Source organism: Pseudomonas sp. UBA6699 (assembly GCF_002454615.1).
GTDB lineage: Bacteria > Pseudomonadota > Gammaproteobacteria > Pseudomonadales > Pseudomonadaceae > Aquipseudomonas > Aquipseudomonas juntendi.
Genome location: NZ_DKJF01000060.1, coordinates 105,309 through 119,098 on the forward strand (window position 1 = coordinate 105,309; position 13,790 = coordinate 119,098).

Sequence of the window (13,790 nt, forward strand, 5' to 3'; positions counted from 1 at the left end):
GTGAACGCAAGAAATGCGCGACCCCTGTGGGAGCGGGCGTGCCCGCGAAGGGTCGCAAAGCGGCCCCAAATTACTCAACTGACTGGCATTGGCCAGAAGGCCGGTTTAGAGGGCTTCCAACGCACTCAGCGGAATGCAGTGGAGCTGGATGTGGTGCGGAGACAGGAATCGAACCTGCGACCTTCGCGTTACGAGTGCGCTGCTCTACCGACTGAGCTACACCGGCGTGTAGCGCAACGTACCACTGCTCGCACCCGTTACGCAAACCTCTGTTTCCACTACTTTATTGCCCTGCCCTCAGGCCCCCTTGCAGCCCTTCGGCGCCAGGTCTTCTTCGATGTCGGTGGTGCACGCCCAGCCCGTCGCCGAGCGGGTCAACGTCAGGGCCTTGCCCAGCACGGTGGCCGGTGCGTCCACCAGGGTGCAAACCAGGCTGCCGCTGCTATCGGCCGCCTTGCCGTTGGCGGTGATCGCGCAATGGGCCGTTGCCGGCTGGCCGCCCAGTTCGGCTACGCCGGCTACATCCTTGCCGTCGTTCAGGCGCAGGTCCATCGCCGTTTTCAGGGCGCTGATTTCCAGCAAGCCGGCCGCGGCCTTGGAGCGGGCCTGGTGGTTGGTGTACATCGGTAAGGCGATGGTCGCCAGAATGCCGATGATCGCCACAACGATCATCAGTTCGATCAGGGTGATACCGCGTTGCCCTTTCATGAACAGTTTCCTTTTTGATACGCGTACTCGTTAGGGTCAATCTCGCCCCAAGCGACAGCGGCGCAGTAGGCCTGAACAGTCACCTTTTGTCACCCCTGCCTGCTTGGGCTTCATCATCGCTGAACTACTCTAGTGAGCATCATGGACGCGCGCCCTGGCATAGGCGCGGCAAGCTGTTTCCAGGCTTGTCGCACGGGCAACAAAAGGACCTTCGCATGACCACTTCCACCCCCCTCTACAGCTGGCACGGCACCGACGCCAACGGCGCGCCGGTCAGTGGCCAAACGCCTGGGCCCAGCCCGGCCCATGTACGTGCCGGGTTGATTCGCCAAGGCATCAACGTGGCCAGTTTGCGGCCGGCCAGCGCGCTCGGCCTCAAGCTGCCAAAGCGGCGGGAAAAGGCCGACCCGGCGGGTTTCAGCCGGCAATTGGCGACCATGCTCAAGGCCGGGGTGCCGCTGTTGCAGGCGTTCGAGGTGATGGGGCGCAGTGGCTGTGGTGCCGCCCTGGCTGCGCTGCTGGTTAGATTGAAACAGGATGTAGCTGCGGGCATGGGGCTGGCGAATGCATTGCAACGCCACCCAGGCTGGTTCGATGCGCTGTACTGCAACCTGGTACGGGTGGGCGAACAGTCGGGCACGCTGGACCGGCAGCTGGAGCAGCTGGCAGGCATGCTGGAACAGCGGCGGGCGCTGCAGAAGAAGGTGCGCAAGGCGATGGTCTACCCGTTGCTGCTGTTGCTGACCGGGTTGGGCGTGTCGGCGGTGTTGTTGCTGGAGGTAATACCCAGGTTCGAGGACATGTTCGCAGGCATGGGCGCGCAATTGCCGGCATTTACCCAGTGGGTGATCGACTTGTCCACAGGGTTCGGCCGGTTTGCGCCGATGTTGCTGGCGCTGGGCCTGGTGCTAGGTTTTGCCGGGCGCCAGCTGTGCCGCCGGCATGCGCCTGCGCGGTTGTGGCTCGGCCGCCTGGTGTTGGGCTTGCCGGTATTCGGCACGCTGCTGGGGCAGGCGGCGTTGGCGCGCTTTGCGCGTAGCCTGGCAACCGCTTATGGGGCCGGGGTGCCCTTGCTGGATGCCCTGGGTACGGTGGCGCGGGTAACCGGGGGCCAGTTGCATGAACAGGCGGTGCTGCGCTTGCGCCAGGGTATGGCCAATGGGCAGGGGCTGAACCAGGCGATGGCAGGTGAGCCGCTGTTTCCGCCCTTGCTGGTGCAACTGACGGCCATCGGTGAAGCCAGCGGCACGCTGGACACGATGCTGGACAAAGCCGCCAGCCATTATGAGGAACAGGTCAGCCAGGCGCTGGACCAGTTGACCAGCTTGCTGGAGCCGGCCATCGTGCTGGTCCTGGGCTTGCTGGTGGGTGGCCTGGTAGTGGCGATGTACCTGCCGATCTTCCAGTTGGGTAGCTTGATCTGAACATGACTTTATGGACCTTGCTGGCTGAACAGCCGGCGTACTTCTATACCCTGGCGAGCGTGCTCGGCCTGCTGGTAGGCAGCTTTCTCAATGTGCTGGTGTACCGCCTGCCAATCATGCTGGAGCGCCAATGGCAGCGTGAAGCGCAGCAGGTTCTGGGGCTGCCGACTACGCAGCACCCGCGCTTCGACCTGTGCCTGCCCGGTTCGCGCTGTCCGCAGTGCGCACATCCGATTCGCCCGTGGCAAAACATTCCAGTGCTCAGCTACATGGCCTTGCGTGGGCGCTGCTCTGCCTGCAAGGCCCGCATCAGCCCGCGTTACCCACTGGTGGAAGTGGCCAGTGCGCTGCTGTCGCTGCTGGTGGCCTGGCGTTTTGGTGCGTCAGCCGAGGCATTGCTGGCATTGCCCTTGACCTGGTGCCTGCTGGCCCTGAGCCTGATCGATGCCGATCACCAGCTGTTGCCGGACGTACTGGTGCTGCCGATGCTGTGGCTGGGGCTGATCGTCAACGCCTTTGCCGTGTATGTGCCGCTGGGCAGTGCGGTATGGGGGGCGGTGGCGGGTTACCTCTGCCTGTGGTCGGTGTACTGGCTGTTCAAGCTGGTCACCGGCAAGGAAGGCATGGGTTATGGCGACTTCAAGCTGATGGCGCTGATCGGCGCCTGGGGTGGCTGGCAGGTGCTGCCGTTGACGCTGCTGTTGTCGTCGGTGGTCGGGGCGCTGGTGGGCCTGAGCTTGTTGCATTTGCACCGGCACGCACTAGGCACGGCGATGCCGTTTGGCCCTTATCTGGCCATTGCGGGGTGGATTGCCGTGCTCTGGGGTGATGAAATATACGCCTCTTACCTGCAACTGCTGGGATACTGATGACCACTGCGGCGTTTACCCCCTGGATTCTCGGCCTGACTGGCGGCATTGGCAGCGGCAAAAGCGCCGCCGCCGAGCGCTTCGTCGAGCTTGGCGTGCACCTGGTCGACGCCGACCAGGCCGCACGCTGGGTGGTCGAGCCTGGCCGCCCGGCCCTGGCCAGCATTGTCGAGCGCTTTGGCGCGGGGGTGCTGCAGGCCGATGGCCAGCTCGACCGTGCCGCGCTGCGCCAGCTGATTTTCGCCGACCCCGCGCAGCGCAAATGGTTGGAGCAACTGCTGCACCCGCTGATCGGGCAAGAGATTTTCAGCTACCTGGCCAAGGCAGAGTCGCCGTATGCGATCTACGTGTCGCCGCTGCTGATCGAGTCGGGGCAGCACCACAAGACCCAGCGCGTGCTGGTGATCGATGCGCCGCAGGCGCTGCAAGTGGCGCGTACCCTGGCCCGGGACAACACCAGTACCGAGCAGGTGCAGGCGATCCTGAAGGCCCAACTGGCCCGTGAGGAACGCTTGCGCCATGCCGACGATGTGCTGGTCAATGACGGCGACCTCGCCGCGCTGCATGAGCAGGTTGACCGCCTGCACCACTTTTACCTGACTTTGAAAGGAGGCCAGCCATGAGCCAGCCATTGACCGTCGATTGCCCGACCTGTGGCGCACCTGTGGAATGGACCGAGAAAAGCGCGTTCCGGCCGTTCTGCTCAGACCGCTGCAAGCTGATCGACCTGGGTGCCTGGGCTGCGGAGGAACACAAGATTCCTGGGGCGCAGGAGTCCGAGGACGAGCTGTATTCAGGCGACCTGGAGTCGCGGCATTGAACTGATCCACCTGCCGGGCCAGGCGATGATGCACCGGCCTAGCCTGCGGGCTCAGTGCTCATCGTCCTTCCACGGCGCCTGCAAATACCGGGTGCGGTTGAAGGTTTCCAGCCAGTCCGGGCAAAACACCACCAACGCACTGATCACCATGCCGTTGATGAACGCTTCGGGGAACATCATCAGCCACAGGTAACCGACAAAGTCGCCAAGCCACTCTGGCAGCGCAAAGCGCCCGTCCAGCCACAATAGCCCTAGCGCCACCGGCACGCAGACCAGCACCGTGAGTGCGGCAGGGAAAAACCCTGAGCAGAAGATGTAGACGAACAGGTTTCGCGGTTGTGCCCGCTCCACTACAAGGGCGCACACCTCGGTGATCAGCACCGGCAAACCCACCAGCAACAGACCATTGACCCCCAACGCCGCCAGGTCCTGGCGCCCCAGCACCAGCAGGCCCAGCTGGGCCATGAAACCACCCAGCACGGCCAGTGGCCAGTCCAGCAACAGGGTAACCGCCGTCATGCCGATGAAGTGGTACGCCACGCCGGTATCGAAATCGCGCCTTACCAGCCACAACGCGAACAGGCAGAACACCGTGCCAAACAGCAGGTGCTGGCGGCGCCGGTCGGCAAGCAGTTCCACCCAGCGAACCTGGCTGGCGGCCCAGGCCAGCAGCGGCACGTAACCCAGCCAGCCAAGGCTCAGGGTGGTGCCAGACAACACCTGTGCGCTGATCACTGAATAATGCCCCCTGCCGGCCTGTGGATAAGGGCAGTGTACACGCAAACTTCCCGGCCCCTTTGCGGCGGATGGCCTGCGGCCGCATGCGTGCCTCTTGCTGTCATCGATTAACGGCTAAGCTTGTGTGCATGGATGACTCCGACTACCTGCGCCTGCTGACCATTCAGGCCGAACAAGCCAATGCCTTCCTCTCCAACGCCCGCAAGTGGGAGCGGGAGCGGTGGGTGTGCCAGCGCCTGTTGCAGGGGCTGAACATTCCCTACCGCAGCGAAGACTTCACCCCGGCCGGGCAAGAGCCGCCCGACGTGCTGTTTCGCGACGCCGCCTTCGAGGTGTTTTTCGTGCTCGACGAGGGCCGCCGCCTGAATGATGAATGGCGCGAGGAGCTGCAGCGCCGGCGCAGTGCATTTTCCCTGGCGCAACTGGTGCGCCGCGAAGCCCGCCCACGGCGCATCAGTGCCACCGAACTGCTCGGGCGGCTGGCGCCCACCTTGCGCAAGAAGGCGCGCAATTACCGCGAGCGCGGGCTGGAGCTGAACGATCTGGACATCATTGCGTTTTCCAGCCTCAAGCGCGAGGTGCTGGACCTGAACACCCACTTCCCGCCGCCCACCGAATACCTGCGCCAGGGCTGGCGCTCGCTATCGCTGGTCGGGCCAACCTTTGCCCGCGTGCTGTTCGCCCACCCCGATGCGCCGGATTTCCTGCGCAGCAACCTGGGGCGCAGCATCGTCTTCGACGTTGGCATCAGTCTTTGATCCAGTGCAGCGAGTGTTTGCGATGGCGTACACTCGGCGCCAGGGATAGAAAGCATTATCATTTGTTTCAAGCGCTTGCACGAACGCTGTAGCGTTTGTGCAGTCTCTTACGTCTACCTGACGAGGCCCTACCATGACCAGCCGCCTGAACCCGGAAGATCAGCGTCGTGTCGATGAGTATCTGCGAGCCCCTCAGCACCAAGTCGAGCGCCGGCCCTTCCGGCCATGGCTGCTCCTTGTGCTGGTGGTGGCCGTGACCATCGGGTTGGGCCTTGTCAGCCGCCTGCTGAGTGGACTGGTGCTATGAGCTGCCTTGCGCTCGCCCTCCCCTCGTGCAGTTTGCGGCCGCCCCCAAAGGGCAAGCATTCCGTAAACCTTATGAGATATCCCCATGACTCATCGCATCGTGATTGTCGGCGGCGGCGCCGGCGGCCTGGAACTGGCGACCCGCCTGGGTAAAACCCTGGGCAAGCGCAAGCAGGCCGATGTCACCCTGGTCGACACCAACCTCACGCACATCTGGAAGCCATTGCTGCACGAAGTGGCCGCCGGCTCGCTGAACTCCTCGGAAGACGAACTGAACTACGTGGCCCAGGCCAAGTGGAACCACTTCAACTTCCAGCTGGGGCGCATGAGCGGCCTGGACCGTGAAGGCAAGCAGATCCAACTGGCCGCCACCCTGGACGAAGAGGGCCGCGAGCTGTTGCCTGCACGTACCCTGGGTTACGACACTCTGGTCATTGCCGTGGGCTCCAATACCAACGACTTCGGCACCCTGGGCGCGGCGCAGCACTGCCTGTTCCTGGACACCCGCAAGCAAGCCGAGCGCTTCCACCAGCAACTGCTCAACCACTACCTGCGTGCCCACGCCGGCGACGTGGCCAGCGAGAAAATCAGCGTAGCCATTGTGGGTGCGGGCGCCACCGGTGTGGAGCTGGCGGCCGAGCTGCACCACGCGGCCCACGAGCTGGCGGCCTATGGCCTGGACCGCATCCAGCCCAAGGACATGCACATCACCATCATCGAGGCCGGCCCGCGCGTTCTGCCGGCGCTACCGGAGCGCATCAGCGTACCGGTGCACAAGACCCTGGAAAAACTCGGGGTCAAGGTAATGACCAATGCCGCTGTCAGCGAAGTCACCGAAGACGGCCTGAAAACCAAGGACGGCGAGGTGATCCAGGCCAGTTTGAAGGTGTGGGCGGCCGGTATCCGTGCGCCCGGTTTCCTCAAGGACATCGATGGCCTGGAAACCAACCGCATCAACCAGCTGGTGGTACGCCCTACCCTGCAAACCACCCGCGACGACAACATTTTCGCCTTTGGCGACTGTGCGGCGTGCCCGCAGCCAGACAGCGACCGCAATGTACCGCCACGCGCGCAAGCAGCGCACCAGCAGGCGTCGATGCTGGCGCAAAGCCTTAAAGCACGGCTGGAGAACAAGCCGCTGCCCACGTATGCCTATAAGGACTACGGCTCGCTGGTTTCACTGTCGCGTTTCTCGGCGGTGGGCAACCTGATGGGTAACCTGATGGGCAGCGTGAAGCTGGAAGGCTGGCTGGCGCGGATGTTCTATGTGTCGCTGTACCGCATGCACCAGATGGCGTTGTACGGGTTCTTCCGTACGGCATTGATGATGTTGGGCAGCAAGATTGGCCGGGGTACCGAGCCGCGGTTGAAGTTGCACTGACACACATGCAATAGAGGCTGCCTGTACAGGCCTCATCGCCGGCCAGCCCGCCCCAGAGGCTGCAACAGGCTCAAGGCCTTGGTTTGCCCCTTGTTGGATCGGGTTTTACCCGCTCCAACAAGGCAAGGGTGCATTTTCCCGAGGCAAAGAAAAAGGGCATCTCGTAGGAGATGCCCTGTTTTGCATGGTGGGTCGTGTAGGATTCGAACCTACGACCAATTGGTTAAAAGCCAACTGCTCTACCAACTGAGCTAACGACCCAAAAATGGTCGGGGTGAGGGGATTCGAACTCCTGACATCCTGCTCCCAAAGCAGGCGCGCTACCGGACTGCGCTACACCCCGAGGTCTTTCAAAAAAAAGGGCATCTCTTTGAGATGCCCTTCTTTACATGGTGGGTCGTGTAGGATTCGAACCTACGACCAATTGGTTAAAAGCCAACTGCTCTACCAACTGAGCTAACGACCCGGAAAATGGTCGGGGTGAGGGGATTCGAACTCCTGACATCCTGCTCCCAAAGCAGGCGCGCTACCGGACTGCGCTACACCCCGAGATGGCTCCGCGACCTGGACTCGAACCAGGGACCCAATGATTAACAGTCATTTGCTCTACCGACTGAGCTATCGCGGAACTGAACTTCGGTACTACTTTTCGATTTGCTACTCCGAAGACTGTGTTCGCTTCGGACTCTTGAGCTTCGCTGCTTTCGCGTTGTAGCTGCTGAGGCCGGCTATTCTACATTCTTCGTTTTGCTTGTCAACCACTTTTTTTCATTCAACTTACTGATTTGTAAGTTGTTTTGCGGCCATCGTTACTGCTGATGATTCGCTTAGTGCCTGACAACGCGGCGTATATTAGGGGCACTCGTTTTTTGATGCAAGCAAAAATTTCAAAAATTTCAGCGGGTTATCCAGACAGGCTGGGAAAGCCCGAATTTGCTGGGGCGGTGCCGGCTTCTTCGCGGGTGAACCCGCTCCTCCAGGGTTATGCGCAGGCTTCAAGGCTGCAGGTAAACGTATGACCCCCTAACAGGCCAGCGCAGGCAGCCAGGCAAAAAAAAAGCCCCGCAAACGCGGGGCTCATGGTGAAGCAGGTCAGCCAAAGACGATTTCGTCGCCTTCCACCTTGGCAGTGATCGCGGTACCCGGCATGAACTTGCCTGCCAGGATCAATTGCGCCAGCGGGTTTTCGATCCAGCGCTGGATCGCCCGTTTCAGCGGGCGGGCACCGTAGACAGGGTCGTAACCCACGGCGATCAGCTTGTCCAACGCTTCCGGGCTCAGGCTCAGCGACAACTCGCGCTCCAGCAGGCGGCTGCGCAGGCGGCCCAGCTGTATCTCGGTAATGCCGGCAATTTGCTCGCGGCCCAGCGGCTCGAACACCACCACTTCGTCGATACGGTTGATGAACTCCGGACGGAAGTGCGCCCCTACTGCATCCATCACTGCCGCACGCTGTGCCTCGCGGTCGCCGACCAGCTCCTGGATCTGTGCCGAGCCCAGGTTGGAGGTCATCACGATCACCGTATTGCGGAAGTCCACGGTGCGCCCGTGGCTGTCGGTCAGGCGGCCGTCTTCCAGCACCTGCAGCAACACGTTGAACACATCCGGGTGGGCCTTCTCCACCTCGTCCAGCAGCACCACCGAGTAGGGCTTGCGCCGTACCGCCTCGGTCAGGTAACCGCCCTCTTCGTACCCTACGTACCCGGGTGGCGCACCAATCAGGCGAGCCACGGAGTGTTTCTCCATGAATTCGGACATGTCGATGCGGACCATGGCCTCTTCGGTGTCGAACAGGAACTCGGCCAGTGCCTTGCACAGCTCGGTCTTGCCCACACCGGTAGGGCCCAGAAACAGGAACGAACCACTTGGCCGGTTGGGGTCGGACAACCCAGCACGTGAGCGGCGCACAGCATTGGCCACGGCGGTTACCGCTTCGCCCTGCCCGATCACGCGCTGGTGCAGCAACGCTTCCATTTTCAGCAGTTTTTCGCGCTCGCCCTCCAGCATCTTGGATACCGGAATACCGGTCCACTTCGACACCACCTCGGCAATCTCTTCCTCGGTCACCTTGTTGCGCAGCAACTGGTTCTCGGTCTTGCCGTGCTGGTCGACCATCTGCAGGCTGCGCTCCAGGTCCGGGATTACCCCGTACTGCAGCTCGGCCATGCGGCTCAGGTCGCCCTTGCGGCGGGCAGCTTCCAGCTCCTGGCGGGCCTGCTCGATCTTTTGCTGAATCTGCGCCGAGCCCTGTACTTCGGCTTTCTCCGAAGCCCAGATTTCTTCCAGGTCGGAATACTCGCGCTCCAGCCGTTCGATTTCTTCGGTCAGCTTCTCCAGGCGCTTTTTCGCTGCCTCGTCTTCTTCCTTCTTCAGCGCCTGCGATTCCACTTTCAACTGGATCAGGCGGCGATCGAGGCGGTCGAGCACTTCCGGCTTGGAGTCGATCTCCATGCGGATGCGGCTGGCCGCTTCGTCGATCAGGTCAATGGCCTTGTCCGGCAACTGACGGTCGGTGATGTAGCGGTGGCTGAGTTTGGCCGCAGCGATAATGGCACCGTCGGTGATGGCCACCTTGTGGTGCACTTCATAGCGTTCTTTCAGGCCACGCAGGATGGCGATGGTGTCTTCTTCGCTCGGTTCCTCTACCAGCACTTTCTGGAAGCGGCGCTCCAGGGCGGCGTCTTTCTCGATGAACTGGCGGTACTCGTTCAGCGTAGTGGCGCCCACGCAGTGCAGTTCGCCACGGGCCAGGGCCGGCTTGAGCATGTTGCCTGCGTCCATGGCACCCTCGCCCTTGCCGGCGCCAACCATGGTGTGCAGTTCGTCGATGAACAGAATGATCTGGCCTTCCTGCTTGGACAGCTCGTTCAGCAGCCCTTTCAGGCGCTCCTCGAACTCACCGCGGTACTTGGCACCCGCAATCAGCGCGCCCATGTCCAGCGCCAGCAGGCGTTTGCCTTTCAGGCCGTCGGGCACTTCGCCATTGATGATGCGCTGGGCCAGGCCCTCGGCGATGGCGGTCTTGCCCACGCCGGGTTCGCCGATCAGCACCGGGTTGTTCTTGGTACGGCGTTGCAGCACCTGCACCGTACGGCGGATTTCGTCGTCGCGGCCAATGACCGGGTCCAGCTTGCCTTCTTCGGCACGCTTGGTCAGGTCGACGGTGTACTTGTCCAGCGCCTGGCGTGACTCTTCGGCGTTGGCGTCATTCACCGCCGCGCCACCGCGCAGGTTGTTGATGGCATTTTCCAGGGCCTTTTTGCTGACACCCTGGCTGAGCAGCAACTTGCCCAGCTTGCTGTTCTCGTCCATGGCGGCCAGCAACACCAGCTCGCTGGAAATGAACTGGTCGCCCTTTTGCTGGGCCAGGCGGTCGGCCTGGTTGAGCAGGCGCGCCAGGTCCTGCGACATGTTGACGTCGCCGGTGGGGTTCTGGATTTTCGGCAGCTGGTCGAGTTCTTTCACCAGTGCCTGGCGCAGGCTATTGATATCGAAGCCCACTTGCATCAGCAGTGGCTTGATCGAGCCGCCCTGCTGTTCGAGCAATGCCTGCAACAGGTGCACGGGCTCGATGGCAGGGTGGTCCATGCCTACGGCCAGGGATTGGGCATCGGATATTGCAAGTTGCAGCTTGCTGGTCAAACGGTCTATTCGCATGGTGTACCTTCCTTTAAAGGGCAGGTCGGAGCGATGGACAGCGCCTGTTTATAAAGAAACCTGCCTGAGATGCCTTTATAGATAAGGCTGATTCTGGAAGATTCAAGCGTAGCGGGGTTGACCGGGATCAACGGGTTGGATTAGCGCTTGGGGCAGGCGGTGCCCATCAAGGCTAGAGCGGCTGCAACCACACCAGCGAAGCGAAGCGGCCACCCTGCGGCGTACGGCGGTAGGAGAAAAACCGCTCGTCACTGACCGTGCACCAGCCACCGCCATAAACAGCCGATACCCCACGGGCCGCCAGGCGAATGCGCGCCAATTCGTAGATGTCTGCCATCAGCTTGCCTGGCCGCTCGCCCTCGACAAAAGCCCGGGCGGCTTCAGGGTGCACGGCAGTAAAGGCATCGCGCACTTCCAGCCCCACTTCGAAAGCCTTGGGCCCGATCGCCGGCCCCAGCCACACCAGCACCTCCTGGGGCGCCAGCGCCAGGCGGTCGAGGGTGGCTTCCAGCACGCCACCCGCCAGCCCGCGCCAGCCCGCATGCGCCGCCGCCACGCGGGTGCCCGCACGGTCACAGAACAGTACAGGCAGGCAGTCGGCCGTCATCACGGTGCAGGCAATGCCGGGCTGGCTGGTGCAGCTGGCATCGGCCTCGGCTACCAGGGCCGGGTTGGCATCCGCCACCTCCAGCCCATGCACCTGCTTGAGCCAGGCTGGCTGGATGGCGAATTGCTCGCGCAGGCGGCGACGGTTTTCGGCAACCGCGGCAGGGTCATCCCCCACATGGTCACCCAGGTTGAACGTGGCGTAGGGCGGCAGGCTCACACCGCCCTGACGGGTGGTGACACAGGCGCGTACCGAGGCCGGGGCTGGCCAGTCGGGAAACAGCAGCGTCTGCGCCAGGTCACTCATCCGATGAAGCTCTCACGGTCCTGGTTGAGCAGCGACAGCAACCAGACGAAGTCGTCGGGCAGTGGCGACTCCCACTTCATGACTTCACCGGTGATCGGGTGGGCCAGGGCAAGGAACCGCGCGTGCAGCGCCTGGCGCGGGAAGCTTTTCACTGCCTCGACCATGGTTGGGCTGGCAGCCGGCGGAATGCGGAAGCGGCCACCGTAGGTCTGGTCGCCGACCAGCGGAAAGCCCACATGGGCCATGTGTACGCGGATCTGGTGGGTGCGGCCGGTTTCCAGCTTGACCCGTACATGGGTGTGCGAGCGGAAGCGCTTGAGCACCCGGTAGTGGCTGACGGCTGGCTTGCCGCCGTCGGTGACCGCCATGCGCTGGCGCATGCCGCCGTGGCGACCGATCGGGGCGTCGATCTTGCCACCGGCGGTGACCACGCCGATGACGATGCACTCATAAATGCGGCTGACCTTGCGCGCCTGCATCTGCTCGACCAGCTTGGTCTGCGCCTGCAGGGTCTTGGCCACCACCATCAGCCCGGTGGTGTCCTTGTCCAGGCGGTGAACGATACCCGCACGCGGTACGTTGACGATGTCTGGCACGTGGTGCAGCAGCGCATTGAGCAGGGTGCCGCTGGCGTGCCCGGCAGCCGGGTGCACGACCAGCCCGGCAGGCTTGTTGATGACCATGATGTGGTCGTCTTCGTAGACGATATCCAGTTCGATATCTTCTGCTACCCACTCACCCTGGGCTTCCTGTTCGGCCTGCAGGGCAAGCTGGGAGCCACCGTGAACGAGGTCGCGAGGGCGCACGACGGCACCATCGACCGTCAGGCGGCCCTCTTTGATCCACGAAGTTAGCCGCGAACGCGAGTACTCGGCGAACAATTGGGCGGCGACCTGGTCGAGGCGTTGGCCGCCCAATTCGGACGGGACCTCTGCGCTAAGTTGAATGATCTCGGACATGCTCGATTCGGCGGGCGCACAGCCTTTGGTTTCGGCTGCGAGCTTGTGGTTAAATACGGCTTCTTTTGTCCCGGGGTTGGCCGGGGCGCTCATCATAACAGGACGGCACCGCCCAAAACAGCGGCCGTCAAAGGGACGCAAGCCGCCATGCAAGTGAAACACCTGCTGCTGATCGCCATCCTTGGGCTCACCGCGGCCTGTTCCTCGAATAAGGAAGTCATCGACGAGAACCTCAGCGAGGCCGAGCTGTACCAGCAGGCCCAGGCTGATCTGGACAACTCCAGCTACACCAGCGCCGTGAACAAGCTCAAGGCCCTGGAGTCGCGCTACCCGTTCGGCCGTTATGCCGACCAGGCGCAGCTCGAGCTGATCTACGCCAACTACAAGAACGCCGAGCCCGAAGCGGCCAAGTCGGCTGCCGAGCGCTTCATTCGCCTGCACCCGCAGCACCCGAACGTGGACTACGCCTACTACCTCAAGGGCCTGACCTCGTTCGACCAGGACCGTGGCCTGCTGGCGCGCTTCCTGCCGCTGGACATGACCAAGCGTGACCCGGGTGCTGCCCGCGACTCGTACAACGAGTTCGCCCAGCTGACCAGCCGCTTCCCCAACAGCCGCTACGCGCCCGATGCCAAGAAGCGCATGATCTACCTGCGCAACCTGCTGGCGTCGTACGAAATCCACGTGGCCGACTACTACCTGAGCCGCCAGGCTTACGTAGCTGCCGCCAACCGTGGCCGCTACGTGGTCGAGAACTTCCAGGAAACCCCCTCGGTCGGCGACGGCCTGGCGGTAATGGTCGAGTCGTACCAAAAGATGCACCTGGACGAACTGGCCGCCACCAGCCTGGAAACCCTCAAGCTCAACTACCCAGACCACCCAAGCCTGGTCGATGGCGAGTTCCAGCCCAAGCAGACCGAGTCTGACGGCCGCGGCTGGCTGTCCAAGGCCACCCTGGGCCTGATCGAGACCGACACGCCGCTGCCGCCGGGTGAAACCCGCGCCAACCAGGACGTGGTCAAGCAGTTCCAGGACGCGCGCGACGAGATGCCGCAAGAGCTGCTGCCCAAGGATGAAAACGGCGACCCGATCGTGCCCGAGGGCCCGAAAGAGGCCGAGAAAGACCGCTCCTGGTTCAGCTACATGACCTTTGGTCTGTTCGATTGACCGACCGCGGTAAATGAAAGGGAGGCCTTGGGCCAATACCCGTCAGTTAAGTAATTTGGGGCCGTTTTGCGACCCTTCGCGGGCACGCCC

The 13,790-nt window shown here is 62.7% G+C and carries 13 protein-coding genes and 6 tRNA genes; 8 read left to right on the forward strand and 11 right to left on the reverse strand.

The window, feature by feature from the left end; translation table 11 throughout:
- Window positions 1-151: 151 nt before the first annotated feature.
- Window positions 152-226 (reverse strand) — tRNA-Thr (locus B3361_RS12300).
- A gap of 71 nt (window positions 227-297) precedes the next feature.
- Entirely contained in the window at window positions 298-708 is a 411-nt protein-coding gene (locus tag B3361_RS12305) for a pilin (protein WP_029884908.1), read from the reverse strand.
- Window positions 709-923: 215 nt separating this feature from the next.
- Between B3361_RS12305 and B3361_RS12310 the strand changes: the two genes are divergently transcribed.
- From B3361_RS12310 to yacG, 4 genes are read left to right on the forward strand one after another with little or no spacing between them, the layout of a single operon-like run.
- Window positions 924-2,132 (forward strand): type II secretion system F family protein, encoded by a 1,209-nt coding sequence (locus tag B3361_RS12310; RefSeq protein WP_054903882.1) that lies wholly within the window; start codon window positions 924-926, stop codon window positions 2,130-2,132.
- A gap of 2 nt (window positions 2,133-2,134) precedes the next feature.
- Window positions 2,135-3,001, forward strand: a complete 867-nt coding sequence (locus tag B3361_RS12315; RefSeq protein WP_054903881.1) for a prepilin peptidase — start codon at window positions 2,135-2,137, stop codon at window positions 2,999-3,001.
- Entirely contained in the window at window positions 3,001-3,624 is a 624-nt protein-coding gene (gene coaE, locus B3361_RS12320) for a dephospho-CoA kinase (RefSeq protein ID WP_054903880.1), read from the forward strand. Before B3361_RS12315 ends, coaE begins: the two co-directional genes overlap by 1 nt.
- Window positions 3,621-3,821, forward strand: coding sequence for a DNA gyrase inhibitor YacG (gene yacG, locus B3361_RS12325; protein ID WP_009683001.1), 201 nt, complete (start codon window positions 3,621-3,623; stop codon window positions 3,819-3,821). Before coaE ends, yacG begins: the two co-directional genes overlap by 4 nt.
- A 51-nt stretch (window positions 3,822-3,872) precedes the next feature.
- Here the strand turns inward: yacG and B3361_RS12330 are convergent, their stop codons facing one another.
- Complete coding sequence (locus tag B3361_RS12330; protein ID WP_054903879.1) at window positions 3,873-4,556, reverse strand: energy-coupling factor ABC transporter permease; 684 nt, start codon at window positions 4,554-4,556, stop codon at window positions 3,873-3,875.
- 131 nt (window positions 4,557-4,687) lie between these two features.
- Here B3361_RS12330 and B3361_RS12335 point away from each other — a divergent pair, with 131 nt between their 5' ends.
- From B3361_RS12335 to B3361_RS12345, 3 genes are all read left to right on the forward strand, one after another.
- Window positions 4,688-5,317: a DUF1780 domain-containing protein gene (locus tag B3361_RS12335; protein WP_054903878.1), complete on the forward strand. Its 630-nt coding sequence runs from the start codon at window positions 4,688-4,690 to the stop codon at window positions 5,315-5,317.
- Between the two features lie 133 nt (window positions 5,318-5,450).
- Entirely contained in the window at window positions 5,451-5,624 is a 174-nt protein-coding gene (locus B3361_RS12340) for a DUF3094 family protein (RefSeq protein ID WP_033744188.1), read from the forward strand.
- An 84-nt stretch (window positions 5,625-5,708) separates the two neighbouring features.
- A complete protein-coding gene (locus B3361_RS12345) occupies window positions 5,709-7,004 on the forward strand; it encodes an NAD(P)/FAD-dependent oxidoreductase (protein ID WP_009683004.1) in 1,296 nt (431 codons plus the stop codon).
- 185 nt (window positions 7,005-7,189) lie between these two features.
- On the opposite strand, the gene B3361_RS12350 is transcribed toward B3361_RS12345, so the two are convergent.
- The 8 genes from B3361_RS12350 to rluD all read right to left on the reverse strand — a co-directional run bounded on the left by B3361_RS12350 (window position 7,190) and on the right by rluD (window position 12,533).
- Window positions 7,190-7,265: transfer RNA gene (locus tag B3361_RS12350), tRNA-Lys, on the reverse strand.
- A gap of 5 nt (window positions 7,266-7,270) precedes the next feature.
- A tRNA-Pro gene (locus tag B3361_RS12355) sits at window positions 7,271-7,347 on the reverse strand.
- A gap of 47 nt (window positions 7,348-7,394) precedes the next feature.
- Window positions 7,395-7,470: transfer RNA gene (locus B3361_RS12360), tRNA-Lys, on the reverse strand.
- Window positions 7,471-7,476: 6 nt separating this feature from the next.
- Window positions 7,477-7,553 (reverse strand) — tRNA-Pro (locus B3361_RS12365).
- 3 nt (window positions 7,554-7,556) lie between these two features.
- Window positions 7,557-7,632 (reverse strand) — tRNA-Asn (locus B3361_RS12370).
- A 464-nt stretch (window positions 7,633-8,096) separates the two neighbouring features.
- Entirely contained in the window at window positions 8,097-10,661 is a 2,565-nt protein-coding gene (gene clpB / locus B3361_RS12375) for an ATP-dependent chaperone ClpB (protein WP_009683005.1), read from the reverse strand.
- 172 nt (window positions 10,662-10,833) lie between these two features.
- Window positions 10,834-11,574, reverse strand: a complete 741-nt coding sequence (gene pgeF / locus B3361_RS12380) for a peptidoglycan editing factor PgeF (RefSeq protein WP_054903877.1) — start codon at window positions 11,572-11,574, stop codon at window positions 10,834-10,836.
- Window positions 11,571-12,533 carry a 23S rRNA pseudouridine(1911/1915/1917) synthase RluD gene (rluD, locus tag B3361_RS12385; protein ID WP_009683007.1) on the reverse strand — a complete coding sequence of 321 codons (963 nt, stop codon included), beginning with the start codon at window positions 12,531-12,533 and terminating at the stop codon, window positions 11,571-11,573. Before rluD ends, pgeF begins: the two co-directional genes overlap by 4 nt.
- Window positions 12,534-12,680: 147 nt before the next feature.
- Between rluD and B3361_RS12390 the strand changes: the two genes are divergently transcribed.
- On the forward strand, window positions 12,681-13,700 hold the full coding sequence (locus tag B3361_RS12390) for an outer membrane protein assembly factor BamD (RefSeq protein WP_286920235.1): 1,020 nt from the start codon (window positions 12,681-12,683) through the stop codon (window positions 13,698-13,700).
- Window positions 13,701-13,790: the final 90 nt, after the last annotated feature.